Source organism: Micromonospora sp. NPDC048063 (assembly GCF_043202855.1).
Classification (GTDB): Bacteria; Actinomycetota; Actinomycetes; order Mycobacteriales; family Micromonosporaceae; genus Micromonospora.
Genome location: NZ_JBIDBG010000005.1, coordinates 113,369 through 127,502, shown reverse-complemented (window position 1 = coordinate 127,502; position 14,134 = coordinate 113,369). Strand labels below are relative to the sequence as shown.

Genomic DNA, 14,134 nt, shown 5'->3' with positions numbered 1-14,134 from the left:
CGGAGTGCCCACCGCCCGCCCGGTGAGCAGGCGCGGCCTGCTCGCCGGCGGCGCCCTGGCCGCCGGAGGCACCCTGGCCGGCGCCGCCGCCGGCGCCGCCACCCGTTCGGACCCGGGAGTACGGCCCGTCGAGGCACTGCCCGTGGCCGAGGTCGGTGGTGCGGTCGAGCCGTTCCACGGGCCCCGGCAGGCTGGCGTCGCCACCGAGCCGCAGGCACACGCGTCGTTCGTGGCGTTCACCCTGAGGCCCGGCACCGACCGGGCGGCGCTGGGCCGGATGTTGCGGCTGCTCACCGACGACGCGGCCCGCCTCACCCAGGGGCGTCCCGCGCTGGCCGACACCGAGCCGGAACTCGGGCTGCTGCCCGCCCGGCTGACCGTCACCTTCGGCTTCGGCCCCGGCCTCTACGCCGCCGCCGGCCTGGCGGACCGGCGGCCGGCGTCGGTGGCGGCGCTGCCCTCGTTCCGCGTCGACCGGCTCCAGCCCCGCTGGTCGGGCGGGGACCTGCTGCTGCAGATCTGCGCCGACGACCCGGTCACCGTCGCCCACGCCCAACGGGTCCTGGTCAAGGACAGCCGGCCGTTCGCCGCCGTCCGGTGGGTGCAGCAGGGCTTCCGGCGCGGCGCCGGCGTCGAACCCGGCGGGCGTACCCAGCGCAACCTCTTCGGCCAACTCGACGGCACCGCCAACCCCAGGCCGGGTGGGCCGCTGGAGACCGCGGTGTGGGTGCCCGACGGGCCGGCGTGGCTGCGCGACAGCAGCACCCTGGTCGTCCGCCGGATCAGCATGAACCTGGAGACCTGGGACCTGCTCGGCCGCGCCGACCGGGAACTCGCCGTCGGCCGCCGCCTCGACACCGGCGCCCCGTTGACCGGAGCCGCCGAACACGACGTGCCCGACTTCGCCGCCACCGGCCCCGACGGGCTCGCCGTCATCCCCGACTTCTCCCACCTGACCCGCGCCCACGTCGGCGAGGACCGGCTGAAGATCCTGCGCCGCCCGTACAACTACGACGGGGTACCCACCGCCGACGGCACCGCCGACAGCGGATTGATCTTCGCCTCCTACCAGGCCGACATCGCCCGCCAGTTCCTCCCCATCCAGCGGCGCCTCGCCGAACGGGACCTGCTCAACGAGTGGACCACCCCGATCGGCTCCGCCGTCTTCGCCGTCCCGCCCGGCTGCCCCGACGGCGGCTGGATCGGCCAACAACTGCTCGGCTGACCACCACCCACCAGGAGAAGCACCAGAGATGCCCACCCGATTCCGCCGCCCGACCGCAGCCGGTCTCGTCACCGCCGCGCTGGCCGCCGCCGCGCTACTGCTCGTGCCGGCCGCTCCCGCCGCCGCGCACAACACGCTGCAGTCCGCCAGCCCCGCCAAGGAGGCCCAGCTGGCCACGGCGCCGACCCAGGTCAGGCTGACGTTCATGCAGAAGCTCGATCCGGCCTTCACCACCATCGCACTGACCGACGCCGCCCGAACGAAGGTCGCCACCGGCGAGCCCGTCGTCACCGGAACGACGGGGACGGTGACGATCGACCGCCCGCTGGCCAACGGCACCTACACCGTCGCCTACCGGGTCGTCTCCGCCGACGGGCACCCCGTGCAGGGTTCGTACCGGTTCACCGTCGCGGACCCCTCGGCGAGCGCCAGCCCGCAGGTGACCGCGGCGAGCAGCGCCCCACCGGCCGCCGGCCCGTCCACCCCGTCGGCCGGCCCCGCCGCCTCGGCGGGCGGCTCCGGCGGGGGGCCGGGCACCGCGACGCTGGTGGTGGCCGCCGGCGTCCTGGCCGCCGTCATCGGCGGTGCCGCCATGCTGTGGCGTCGTCGCCGCGCCGGCGCCTGACGCACGCCCAGCCGACCGGAAAGGTCGACGCCTTGTCGCGGCGGCCCCGCCGGGCAGCCCGACCGGGCGACCACCGCCCTCCCCACCAGCAAGGGAAGCGACGTGCCAGACACCAAGTCCCACCCGGCCCCCGTCCCGGACGCCGGGCGCGCGGCGGCGGATGCCGGCCCCACCGCAGGGGCGACCACCCGCGGGGTAGGTCCGGCGGCCAGCGGTCGCGGCGGGTGGCTCGTGCCGGTGGCAACCGTGGCGTCGGCGGTGGCCGTGCTCCTGCTCGGCCTGCGCGCCGGCGGCGCGCTCACCGCCGCGATCCCCGGCCTGCCCGATCCCGGGCCGGTCACGGCGTGGGCGCTGCCCGTGGTTCGGCTGCTCGCCGACGGCCTCGCCACCCTGACGGTGGGGATGGTGGTGACGGCCGCGTTCCTGCTGCCCGGCGACGGTCCGAGCGTGTCCCCGCACGGCTGGCTGCTGCTGCGCCGCGCCGGCGCGGCGGCCGCGGGCTGGGCCGTGGCCGCGTCCACGCTGATCGTGCTGACGGTCTCGGACCTGCTCGGCGTCCCCGTGGACGGGCTCAGCCTCGCCACCGTGGTCAGCTTCGCCTCCTCGATCTCCCAGGGCCAGGCGCTGCTGCTGCAGGCGGGGCTCGCCCTGACGGCGGCGGTGCTGGCCCGGGCGGGGGTGTCACGCGGGCTCGCCGCCGTGGTGGCGTTGGTCGCCCTGGTCGCGGTGCTGCCGCCGGCGTTCACCGGGCACGCCGCCGGGGCGGGCAACCACCAGGTCGCGGTGACCAGCCTCGCCCTGCACGTGCTGGCCGCCGCGCTGTGGGTCGGCGGGCTGGCGGCGCTGCTGATGATCCGTCGCAGCCGGCAGCTCGCCGACACCGCCGGCCGGTACAGCCGCCTCGCCCTGGGCTGCTTCGCGGCCGTCGCCGTGAGCGGGGCGGCCAACGCCGCCGTGCGCCTCGGCTCCCTGGCGGAGCTGTGGCAGTCCCGCTACGGCTGGTTGGTCCTCGGCAAGCTCGTCGCGCTGGCGATCCTGGGCGTCCTCGGCGCCCTGCACCGGTCGCGGACCCTGCCGGCCCTGCACGCGGGCCGCCCCGGCGCGTTCCGTCGGCTGGCCGCCGGCGAGCTGGTCGTGTTCGCCGCCACCGTCGGGCTGTCGGTGGCGTTGTCCCGCAGCCCCGCACCGGTGTCCGGGGACCCGCTCGACGCCGATCCGATCACCGAGCTGCTCGGCTTTCCGATGCCCGCCGCGCCGACCCCGGCACTCCTGGCGGGCCAGCCGCTGCCGGACATGTTCTTCCTGACCCTCACCGTCGCCGGGGTCGGCGGCTACCTGGCCGGCGTGTGGCGGCTGCACCGGGCCGGGCACCGCTGGCCGGTCGCCCGCACCGCGAGCTGGTTGGCCGGCATGCTGCTGCTGGCCGCGATCACCGACCTGGGCGTGGCCCGCTACGCGTACGTGCTGTTCAGCGCCCACATGGTGCAGCACATGGTGCTGTCGATGCTGGTGCCGATCCTGCTCGTCGGCGGCGCCCCGGTCACCCTCGCCCTCCGCACCCTGCGCCGGCCCACGGACCCGCAGGTCCGCGGCGCCCGGGAGTGGCTGCTGATGGCGCTGCACAGCCGACCGGCGAAGCTGCTCACCCATCCCGTGGTCGCGTTGGGCATCTACGCCGGCAGCCTCTTCGGCCTGTACTTCAGCGACCTGCTGGGCACGCTGATGCGGTCCCACGTCGGCCACCTGGCCATGCTCGTCCACTACGTGGCCGCCGGGTACCTGCTGTTCTGGGTGCTCATCGGGGTCGACCCCGGCCGGCCGAGGCTCGCCCCTCCCCTGCTGGTGATCCTCCACCTGGCCGCGATGATGGCCCACGGCTTCTTCGGCCTCGTCCTGATGCAGAGCACCACCGTCATCGCCCCGGACTGGTACTCCGCCGTCCACCCCGCGTGGGCGTCCTCCATGATCGACGACCAGAGGCTGGGCGCGGGGATCGCCTGGGCCTTCGGGGAGATACCGGCCGCGTTCGTCATGATCGTGCTGGTGCGCCAGTGGATCCGCGCCGACCAGCGCGAGCAGGGCCGGCTCGACCGGGCGGCCGACCGGGCCGAGGCCACCGGCGAGGAGGACGACCTCGCCCGGTACAACGCCTTCCTCGCCGCCGCCCGGCGTGCCGACGCCGGCCCGCAGGACGGCCGCGACCCCGCGCGTCCGTGACCGGGCAGGCGGCCGGTACGGTGTCGCCATCTGCCTCGTCGGGGTGGCGGTCATGATGTACGCCCCGCTCAGCGGCTGACCCCGGCGGCACCGCCACCCGCCGGGCGGGGCAGCCCGGAGGCCCGTTCCAGCCCTGGCATGGTCATCCTGCCCGCCCACGCATGTCGAGCGCGGCAGTGTCATTGCGATACCGGAATTGTCCGCCAAGCAATTCAGGCCGATGCGTCGGGCGACGCGACATGGACCCGTGCCGAAATACCGTCGGCCCGTGACCGTAATTAGCATACGTGTGTTTCAGCAGGGTGTCGGCTGAAGCGGACAACGACCACGCCGCATACGAGACGTCGGCCGCCGCGACGCCCGAGCCGTCCGCCCGCGTCCCGCAACGACCAGCGGGCTGGACACGGCGGCCGGTACGCAGGCGTCGGGAGCCCTCGCCCGGTCGCCGGCGGAGCGCCCATGTCCGAAAGATCGGTCAACCCACCACCAAAGGCCTCTCCGCTTCCGTCCGGACCGGGAAGTCAACCCATTTATGGATGCCAAAATGTAACCGTCTTTGGCCGAGGCAGGATGACATCCTGTCAGGGTCACAAACCGATTGATCGGCGTCGTATAGCAACTGTCCCGGAACGGGTGGGGAGCCGGAAGGGGTGGGGCATGAGGAGGATCCCGGCCGTGTCCTTGGTCATCGGAATCGCTTCCTCGCCGGCCGAGCGCCGGCAGCTCGCGCGACTGCTCGGCGGGACGGAGGCGTTTCTGATCGTCTCGAGCGTCGACCAGGCACGGGAGTTCCTCGACGTGGTGGAGACCCCGCCGCCGGGGGCAGCGGCCCCAGCCGTCCAGACCGTGGTCACGGCGGCCGCCGGCGGCACCACTGCGCCACCACCCGACCTCAGCGTCGATTCCGACCGACGGGTGCTGCGCTGGCGGGACCGCGAGATCGAGCTGACCCGCCTGGAGCACGATCTCCTGCTGTGCCTGGTGGGAGCGCCCGGGCAGGTCTGGACGTACGAGCGGCTGCACCTCAAGGTCTGGGGCAACGAGCACCTCGGCCGCGGCTCCGACATGCATTCGGTCGTGCGGAGGGTGCGGCGCAAGCTGGCCGGGCTGAACGCCTCGGCGACGATCCACGCCGTCCGCGGGGTCGGCTTCCGCCTCGCCCCGGCCTGACCACGATCCGCCGCCGAGCGAGCCCGGAGACGCTGCCGGGCGACACCTCGCACCGCTCGCACCCTCGGAACGCGCACCGCCAGCAGCCCTCGGACGCGCAATCCTGTGCCTTCGAACGCCGCACCGCCCGCCGCCCTCGAAACTGATCCGGCCCGCCTGGTCGATGACCAGGCGGGCCGGACTGTCAGCTAGCGGTCAACTGTCAACAACGGATGGGGGACAGAGCGAAGTCCTCCACCGTCGGGGTGGTGGTGTTGATCCTCGTCTGACGGGTCTGGGGCTTCCAGCCGTCCTTGGCGACGATCATCGTCATGGGGTTGTTCCGACGGTCCATCCAGTAGGCGTACTTGCCCTCGGCGTCGGTGGCGAACGTCCAGGACATCGCCCACGAGTCGATCTGGACGACGGCACCGGCAAGCGGCGAGCTGGCACCCTGGCAGCTCGTCCCGGTGACCGTACCCATCAACTTGCCCCAGGTGGTCGGCGGCTTCACGTTCATCGTCACGGCCACCGGCTCCACCGTGTACGGCGTGTTCTCCTTGATGGCGACCGAACCGGAGTAGGTGCCCGGCTGGTCGACGTTCGCCGTCATCCCGACGGTGACCGTGACCTGCTCGCCCGGCGCCAGCGTGACCGCCGTCTTGTCGATCGTCATCCAGCTGACGTCGGCGCCGCCCTCGGCGCACTCCTCGAACCCGGGCAGCGCCTCGCTGTCGGGCGTGGCGTTGAAGCTGCCGGAGGAGCCACCGACCTTGTAGAAGCCGCACGCCGCGGCACCGCGGTACCGCGGCGTGTTGGCGTTCGGCAGGTTGGACCACGAGTCGGTGGCCGGGTCGTAGGCGAAGCCGGCGTTCGTGATGGCCCCGCCCTGCACACCGCCGACGACCAGGAGCTTGCCGCTGGCGACAGCGAACGAGCTGGCCCAACTGTCGACCGGCGCGTCGGCGATCGCGGTCCAGGTGTTGGCCCCCGGGTCGAAGGCGTAGCTGGACTTCAGCACGGCGGAGCCGTCGTTGCCACCGGTGCAGTAGACGACGCCGTCGACCCCGCCGCAGGAGGCGAAGGCCACCGACTTCGGGTAGTCGGGCAGCGTCTCCCAGCTGTCGCTGCCCGGGTCGTACCGGACCACGTCGTTCGACATCGGCGTGCAGGACGACGTGGTGCAGCCACCGATGGCGTACAGCTTGCCGCCGACGACCGCCTGCCCGGCCGCGGAGCGCGGCGCGGGGTTGTCGGCCTTCTCCGTCCAGGTGTTGGCCGCCGGGTCGTACGACCAGGTGGTGCCGTCCGGGCCGGACGCCGCCCAGCCACCGGTCGCGACGATCTTCCCGTCCACGACGCCCACCGTCATGGCGTTGCGGGCGCCGGGAAGATCCGCGATCGGCGTCCAGATCTGCGCGATCGGGTCGTAGACGAAGTTCTTCGTCGTGGACGCCGACCCGTTGGTGCCGGCGATCGAGTACACCTTGCCGTCCAGGTTCACCACCCGGTTGTCCATCACGTTCGCCGGGTAGTCGGCGATGTCGGTCCAGGGCGCGGCCTGCGGCCCGACCGCAGCCGAGGCCGCCGTCGCCGCCTTGCCCGTCGCCGCCGCGGCGAACGACGTCGGGGCGGTGAGCCGCTGCTCCGGCGCGCCGGTGGAGCCGAGCACCTGCTGCTTGCTGATCCGGGAGCCGTCGGCACGCAGAAGGGTGAACCCGCCGTCGCGCTCGCTGAACTCCACGTCGACCGGGGCCCCGCCGGTGTTGGTCACCGTGAACGGCTTGTTGACCTTGCCGGTCGGCATCTGGACCGTTCCGCTCACCGCAGCCGGCGTGACCGACAGGCGGCCGGCCGCCAGCTGGAAGTTCGCGGCGGTCGCCCAGTCCTCCTGGACGTCGACCTGCTTGCTCTGGCTGACGTAGTTGCCGGCCTTCGCGGTGAACTTGTGGTTGCCCGTCAGCGACGAGAACAGCCAGTAGAAGCCGTCGGCCAGCCCGGCGTCGTCCGGCGTCGCCACGGTGGTGGCCTTCTCCGCCGGCCGCTCGTCGCTGGTGACGGTGGCACCGTTGACGTAGCCGTTGGTGTTCTTGTCACGGACGTGGCCGAGCACCAGGCCACCGTTGGTCGGCTCGCAGACGACCTGGCTGCCGATCAGCACGTTGTCGACCTGCCACCACCACTCGTACGAGGCGTCGTAGTAGTGGAACCGGACCCGGGTCTGCGCCTGGCCGGCGGCCTGCGGGATCGGAACCTCGGTCACCCGCGGCCCGCGGACGTCGGCTGCCTGCCGGAGCACGTTCGTCCAGGTGGTGCCGCCGTCGACGCTGAGGTCGACATCGGCGCGGTCGCTGCCCAACCAGTTGTAGTCCTGGTTGAACCGGATCACCGGAGCCGCGACGTCGGTCAGGTCGACGACCGGGCTGACGAGCGACGTGTCCTGCCGCCCACCGGAGCCGTACTCGTCACTGTCGACGATCGCGAAGTTGCCGGTGCCGCCGGTCAGGTTGCGGCGGCCGCCCTCGTCGGTGAACTTCCAGACCTGACCGGTGTTCGCGTGGTCCACCACGGACCAGCCAGCCGGCACGGTGGCGCCGTCGAACGTCTCGTACTCGCCGTCGGAGCCGAACCGGTAGCCGGGCGCCGTGGTGCACGAGTTGGTCTCCACCGGCACGGCGACGTTGGCGGTGACGTTGCCGCCGCCGACCACGACCTCCTTGGTGACGGCCTGGTAGCCCGGGTACTGCGACTCGACCTTGAGGTTGTACGTGGCCGAGGCCGGGAGCTTGATGCTGTATCGGCCGTTGACGGGCGTGGTGTAGTCGGACACACCGGACGGACCCTCGACGGTCACCTTGGCGTAGAGCGGCCAGCCGTGGCCCGACCCGTCGGTGACCGAGCCGCTGACGGTGACGCTGGGCACCGCCGTCAACGCGACGTTGATCGTCGTGGTCGCGTCGCGGGTGACGGTCGCCGGCGTCGTCTTGCCCTGGTAGCCGAACGCCGTCACGGCGACCTGGTAGTCACCGACCGGGAGCAGCGACGAGTACGTCCCGTTGGCGGCGGTGGTCAGCTCGCGGTCCGCCGCGCCCGTCAGGGCCACCTTGGCGCCCGCGATCGGGTCGCCGGTGGTCGCGTCCGTGACCGTGCCGGCCAGGGTGCCGGTGTCGCCGATCGGGGCCGCGTTGAGCAGCGCGAGCGCGTCCAGCCGACCCTCGCCGTACACGTTGTTGTCGTCGGTGGTGCCACCGCACTGGGTGTCGGCCTTGTCGACCGCCGCGTTGTCCAGCAGCGCGCGGGTCGGGTTGACCTCGCCGACCAGCGCCGGTGCCGCGGACCACAACAGCGCGATCGCGCCCGCGAGGTGCGGGGCGGCCATCGAGGTGCCGTTGTAGCTGGCGTAGCTGCCGCCCGGAACGCTCGACCGGACGTTCACGCCCGGCGCCGCGATGTTGGGTTTGATCTCGCCGTTCTGGCCTACGCCACGCGACGAGAAACCGGCGATGTTGTTGTTGATGTCGTAGGCGCCGGCCGAGTAGTTGCTGACCAGGCTGCCCGGGGAGCCGCTGGTCTGGCACGCCGACCCGTTGTTGCCGTTGGACCAGACACCGAAGATGCCCGACGCGGTCCAGGCCAGCGTCACGTCCTCCATGAACGGTTCGTTGGAGGGGCTCGTGGTCCCCCACGAGTTGTTGATGATGTTCGGCCGCTTGCTGACGTCCGGGTTCTGGCCGTTGAGGTCGGTCGGCTCGAGCATCCACTGGCCGGAGTTGACCAGCGCGGCGTCGCTGGGGCAGCAGCCGTTCGCGGCGATCCACTTGACCTCGGGTGCCACGCCGATCTGGTTCGCGCCCGCGGAGCCGGCCATCGTGCCCATGGTGTGGGTCCCGTGGCCGTTGCTGTCACAGGGCGCCGCGGCGCAGGTCCCGGCGGCGTTGTACCAGTTGTAGTTGTGGTCGAACGTGCCGTCGCCGTTGTTGCCGCGGTAGGAGTTCACCAGCGCCGGGTGGTCGAACTGGACCCCGGTGTCGATGTTCGCCACCGTGATGCCGGCGCCCTTGACGCCGTACTGGGACCAGACGTCGTCGGCGTTGATGTTGGCGATGCCCCACTCGAGGGCGTTGACCGTCTTCTCGTCGGTGCCCTTGGTGACCTCGGGCACCTGGTAGGCGACCGGGGCGTACAGGCCCTCGACCTCCGCGTGGGAGGCAATGCTCTCCGCCATCGCCAGCGAGCCGCCGCTGACCTTGATCGCGTTGGTGGCCCAGAAGGTCTCGTACTTCGCGCCCGCGCCGTCGAGCTCGGCACGGATCTTGGTCTGGCTCTCGGCGGCGGTTTTCTTCAACGCCGCCACGACCGCGGCGCCGCGCTTGTCCCAGTCCTTGATCGCTGCGGCCTGGTTCAGGTCCGCCCGGTCCTTGAAGCGGATCCAGAAGTCCCCTTCGGTCTTGCCCTGGAGCTGCTTGCTGAGCTCCGGCCGGATCTTGCCGTCTGCGGAGGCTGCTCCTGCCCCGGCCAGCGCGGCCTGTGCGCCGGAACCGAATGCGGCCAGGCCTGTCGCGGCGAGGACCAAGGCCGCGCCGGCACTCACCAGGGATCTGGCTGTGCGTCTCGTGAATGGACGTCTGAACATAGGTGGCGCCTCCTCCAGAACGACCCAGAGTGGAACGAGCCATGGTGGAGGGTGCGGGGAACACGCCTCCCCAAGTGGACGAAGCGGAACGCACCCTCCATGGCCCCCAGGCAACCGCGCGGGTCACGCCGGCTGCCCGTCTGGACACTATGATCGACATGAAAGGACGATCAAGAACTTGCCGTAAGCAATCTGTCACTAACAGTTGGCCAGCCGTCGGGAAGCTTGCCAATTTTTGTCACGATCATGACGAGGCTGGGCAGAAACTTGCCCATCGTTTCGGGGTGGGTGCTGTGGGGGCACACGACGAAGGCACGGCGTCGGACGGGCGCGATCCGGCCGAGGAACAATTTCCGCTGGTGATCGCGGTGGCACCGTCGCGGGCCGAGCGGATCCGACTCGCGGAGCGCCTCGAGGGCGTCGCACCGCTGCTGCTGGTCTCCGATCTCGACGAGCTGCGCAGGCTGATCGCGGCCCCGCAGCGGCTCCCCCCGGCGTCGTCCGGGCCGGCCCCTGCCGCCGCGCCCGAGGCGGCCGACGGCATGCTGCTGATCGACTCGGCCCGGTCGACCGCTCGCTGCCGGGATCGCGAGGTCGGCCTGACGCGGCTTGAGCACGACCTGCTGATCAGCCTGACCACCGAGCCGATCCGGGTGTGGAGCTACGCCGAGTTGCACCGGACGGTCTGGCGTGACGAGGGGCTGGAGCGCAGGGCCGACGTGCAGTCGCTGGTGAAGCGGCTGCGGCGCAAGCTCGCCGGGCTCGGCACCGGCGTGACCATCGACGCGGTACGCGGCGTCGGGTTCCGGCTGACCGACCACCAGCAGCCGCGGGTCAGCGGTTCCTGATGCCTGCCTGACTTGGGCAGCCCGCATCGTGGTCCATCACCTGCAGCCCGGCGCGAGGTGGGGTAATGAGGTGCGGGTCCGACGCGTACGCCGTGTCGGCCAGGACCCGGCCGGGGCGAGTTCTCGGGCGTCCGGTCGTCGGCCGTGGGACACGGATGGCGTCCAGGACCGGGATGAACCGCGGACTGTCGCCGCGGTGTCCGGCGGTCAGCACGATGGCGAGCAGCTCAGGGTCGGCCCCGGCCCCTTCCACGACGACATTTGTCCAAGACTGATAGCCGGCAGCCCATGCATCATCCCCCGCATGAGTCAGTACGACGTTGAGCACTCGCATGGGATGCACGTGGTCCACGACGGCCCGCTGCAGGCGCCGCCGTTGCTGCTCATCCACGGATCGGGAGCCTCGGGCGCTTCCTGGAGCCCGATGATCCCGACACTCGCCGCCAACCATCACGTCATCCGGGTCGATCTCCCCGGCTGTGGCCAGTCCCCGCCCGCGCTGTCGTACGACGTGCCCGCGCAGGCGGGCAGGGTGGCGGCGCTGCTCGACGACCTCGGCCTTCGGCACGTCGCCGTGGTCGGGCACTCCAGCGGCGGCTACGTCGCCACCGCGCTTGCCGAACAGCGCCCCAGCCTGGTGCGGTCGCTCGCCCTGGTCAGCACCGGCCCGAGTCCCGAGGCGCTCCTCCCACAGCCGGCCATCCTTCGGGTCCTGCTGGGCCCGATTTTCGGCCCGGTCGTCTGGTCGAGGCGTTCGGACGCAATGATCGGCAAGGGGATCAGGGCTACGACCGCACGGCCGGTGGACATCCCGGACGACGCGATCGCCGATCTCAAGGGCATCACCTACCGCGTGTTCAGGACGGTGCTGCGCCGCAACACCGAGTACATCGCCGAGCGGAGCGTGCCCGAGCGTCTCGCCGCCCTCGAGGTCCCTGTGCTGGTGATCTTCGGCGCCGCCGATCCCCGCTGGGACCCGTCGTCGGCGCACCAGTACGACGCGGCGCCGACCGCGCGGGTCGAACTGCTGCCCGGCGTCGGGCACATCCCCATGTTCGAGGCGCCCGAGGCGACCAGCGAACTGCTGCTGGGCTTCGCGGCAACACCAACCCCGCCCGTGATCCCTCAGGCATAGGCTGGTCACGTGCTGTCGACCGGGACACAACCCGACTGGGCGTCGCTGGAGGTTGCAGTGCCGCGCCTGTCAGGTCGACTGCCGGGGATCAGCATGGCCGGGTTCCGCCAACGTGTCCCCGCACCCGTGGACATCGCCATGGTGGCACACCCATCCGTAACCCTGCTCGTCGATCTGAGCGAGGGAGAAGGCCTCGTCTACGACACCCCTGGCCGGCACGAGCGCGGTAGCGTCGTCATCGGGCTTCTCCCCGGCGATCTTCGGGCAACTGGCCGGGGGGTCGGCGAGTGCCTCCAGATCCGGCTGGAGCCGTCCGTGGCGGCAGCGGTGCTCGGCACATCGACCGAGTTCAGCGGGACAGTCGTGTCCCTCGACGATGTCTGGGGCCACGACGCCGTGCGAGCCGAGCGCAGGCTGCGCGCCGCCGCCTCGTGGGACGAACGGTTCACGATCGCGGTGGAAATCCTCGGCCGACGGCTGGGCGCCCGCCCACCGATCGATCCGGAAGTCGCCTACACCTGGCGGCGGACGCTCACCAGCCGGGGGCGAGTGCGGGTCGATGGCCTGGCGGACGAGGTCGGCTGGAGCCGCAAGCGCCTGTGGTCCCGCTTCCGGTCCCAACTCGGCATCACACCCAAGCGCGCCGCCCAACTCGTTCGGTTCGACCACGCCGCCCACCTTCTCGCGGCGGGCCACTCCCCCGCCAGCGTTGCCATCGAGAGCGGCTACGTCGACCAGTCCCACCTTCACCGTGAGGTCAGGGCGTTTGCCGGGCTTACGCCCACGGCCGTGGCCGCCGCGCCGTGGCTCGCGATTGACGACGTTGCGTGGCCGGCTTCATCGCCAACCTCGAGCCCGATGACGGATGGCGAACGCATCCCCGAGCATCGTTGAACAACCTGCCCACCACGATCTGGCTTCCCCACGACGCGCGGATTGAGAAACACGCCGTGTCAGGGCAGTTTCCGTCCACGGCCGCTGCAACAGCGACCGCACAGCGCACTTCCATCGGCAGTTCAGGATGCCCCCTCGACTCAGGCCACCTACCGACCGCGACCGCTCTTGATCAGTCAGCACGCGGACGGCGGCAGATCCGGATGCGGGGTGTCGAAGCGAGTCGGGCGGTGCGGGTTCGAGTTCCGGCACGATGGGCTGGTGAGTGATCTGGTCGACGGCGTACTGGCTGGCCCATCCGATCACGGGGGCGTGGACGTAGAGGGAGGAGGACGCAATGCAGGCGATCCAGAAGGTCCGCCATCGACAGGCTGACGTCAACGGTCTGGAGGTGTTTTTTCGCGAGGCCGGGCGTCCCGGCCGGTCGACGGTACTGCTGCTGCACGGGTTTCCGAGCTCGTCGCACACATTCCGGGAGGTCATGCCCACGCTGGCCGACGTCGCGTACGTGATCGCGCCTGATCTTCCCGGCTTCGGCATGTCCTCGTCGCCAACCGTCGACAAGTACGACTACACCTTCGAGAACCTCTCACGGACGATCGAGAACCTACTCGACCAGCTTGGGGTCGAGCGCTTCTTCGTCTACCTGCACGACTTCGGCGCAGCGGTGGGATACCACCTGGCCACTCGCGCCCCGAATCGCATCCGCGGCCTTGTTGTCCAGAGTGGCAACGCGCACGAGGACGGCCTCGGCGAGCAGTGGGACAGCGCCAAGGCGTACTGGGCCGACCCGACCGACGCCAGGCGCGCCGAACTGCCGGACTGGTTGAACTTCGCCGGCACCCGTGACCAGTACCTCGCCGGGCTGCCCGAGTACCTGCGCACGCTGCACTCTCCCGAGTCGTGGCACCTCGACTGGGAGCGCATGAGCCGCCCCGGCAACCTCGACGCGCAGTTCGCGCTGTTCAGTGACTACGCCAGCCACGTCGCGCGTTTCGGTGAGATCGCCGAGTACCACCGGGCTCACCAGCCGCCGGCGCTCGTGCTGTGGGGACGGCGCGACCCGTACTTCGACGTTGACGAGGTCCTCGCCTACCACCGCGCCCTCGATCGCATGGATGCGCACATCTACGACGGCGGGCACTTCTTGTTGGAGACGCACGCGGCCGAGTGCGCCAAGCTCATGCGGGCGTTCGTGCTCGACCACGCTTGAGCTTGCTTTGGCAGGGGCAGGGGCCAGGACGCGCTCTCCCTGTCGGTCGGCGCGCGTGACGAGAGCGGCGTTCCGCTGATCGGTTCGTCGATCCCCATCTGAGTCACGGCCCGGTCCCGCGCGGGCCGCCGGACCGCCAGCCACTCGCTGCGGAGGTCGCCGAAGCCAGCCTCGGCCCCAACAACCAGACCCAGG

9 protein-coding genes and 1 pseudogene are annotated in these 14,134 nt (G+C 71.5%); 8 read left to right on the top strand and 2 right to left on the bottom strand.

All coding sequences use genetic code 11. From position 1 onward, the window contains the following. Positions 1-22: 22 nt before the first annotated feature. The 4 genes from ACGFZ2_RS15620 to ACGFZ2_RS15605 all read left to right on the top strand — a co-directional run bounded on the left by ACGFZ2_RS15620 (position 23) and on the right by ACGFZ2_RS15605 (position 5,237). Positions 23-1,225 (top strand): Dyp-type peroxidase, encoded by a 1,203-nt coding sequence (locus ACGFZ2_RS15620; protein ID WP_393453956.1) that lies wholly within the window; start codon positions 23-25, stop codon positions 1,223-1,225. Between the two features lie 28 nt (positions 1,226-1,253). Beyond that, entirely contained in the window at positions 1,254-1,850 is a 597-nt protein-coding gene (locus tag ACGFZ2_RS15615; protein ID WP_393453953.1) for a copper resistance protein CopC, read from the top strand. A 237-nt stretch (positions 1,851-2,087) separates the two neighbouring features. Continuing rightward, the gene (locus ACGFZ2_RS15610) at positions 2,088-4,067 is read left to right on the top strand and encodes a cytochrome c oxidase assembly protein (protein WP_393453950.1); all 1,980 of its coding nucleotides are present in this window, start codon (positions 2,088-2,090) and stop codon (positions 4,065-4,067) included. A 657-nt stretch (positions 4,068-4,724) separates the two neighbouring features. Continuing rightward, a complete protein-coding gene (locus ACGFZ2_RS15605; protein ID WP_393453947.1) occupies positions 4,725-5,237 on the top strand; it encodes a winged helix-turn-helix domain-containing protein in 513 nt (170 codons plus the stop codon). 202 nt (positions 5,238-5,439) lie between these two features. Here ACGFZ2_RS15605 and ACGFZ2_RS15600 read toward each other — a convergent pair whose 3' ends face one another. Then, positions 5,440-9,807 (bottom strand): S8 family serine peptidase, encoded by a 4,368-nt coding sequence (locus ACGFZ2_RS15600; protein WP_393453944.1) that lies wholly within the window; start codon positions 9,805-9,807, stop codon positions 5,440-5,442. Between the two features lie 326 nt (positions 9,808-10,133). On the opposite strand from ACGFZ2_RS15600, the gene ACGFZ2_RS15595 reads away from it, so the two are divergent. After that, positions 10,134-10,697: a winged helix-turn-helix domain-containing protein gene (locus ACGFZ2_RS15595; protein ID WP_393453942.1), complete on the top strand. Its 564-nt coding sequence runs from the start codon at positions 10,134-10,136 to the stop codon at positions 10,695-10,697. A 79-nt stretch (positions 10,698-10,776) separates the two neighbouring features. Here ACGFZ2_RS15595 and ACGFZ2_RS15590 read toward each other — a convergent pair. Continuing rightward, positions 10,777-10,920, bottom strand: a pseudogene (locus tag ACGFZ2_RS15590) (IS5/IS1182 family transposase); the annotation flags it as partial. Between the two features lie 81 nt (positions 10,921-11,001). Between ACGFZ2_RS15590 and ACGFZ2_RS15585 the strand changes: the two are divergent. The 3 genes from ACGFZ2_RS15585 to ACGFZ2_RS15575 all read left to right on the top strand — a co-directional run bounded on the left by ACGFZ2_RS15585 (position 11,002) and on the right by ACGFZ2_RS15575 (position 13,939). Next, complete coding sequence (locus tag ACGFZ2_RS15585; protein ID WP_393453939.1) at positions 11,002-11,832, top strand: alpha/beta fold hydrolase; 831 nt, start codon at positions 11,002-11,004, stop codon at positions 11,830-11,832. A 9-nt stretch (positions 11,833-11,841) separates the two neighbouring features. Beyond that, positions 11,842-12,726, top strand: a complete 885-nt coding sequence (locus ACGFZ2_RS15580) for a helix-turn-helix domain-containing protein (RefSeq protein ID WP_393453936.1) — start codon at positions 11,842-11,844, stop codon at positions 12,724-12,726. 337 nt (positions 12,727-13,063) lie between these two features. Further along, on the top strand, positions 13,064-13,939 hold the full coding sequence (locus ACGFZ2_RS15575) for an alpha/beta fold hydrolase (protein WP_393453933.1): 876 nt from the start codon (positions 13,064-13,066) through the stop codon (positions 13,937-13,939). The last annotated feature ends 195 nt before the right edge of the window (positions 13,940-14,134 follow it).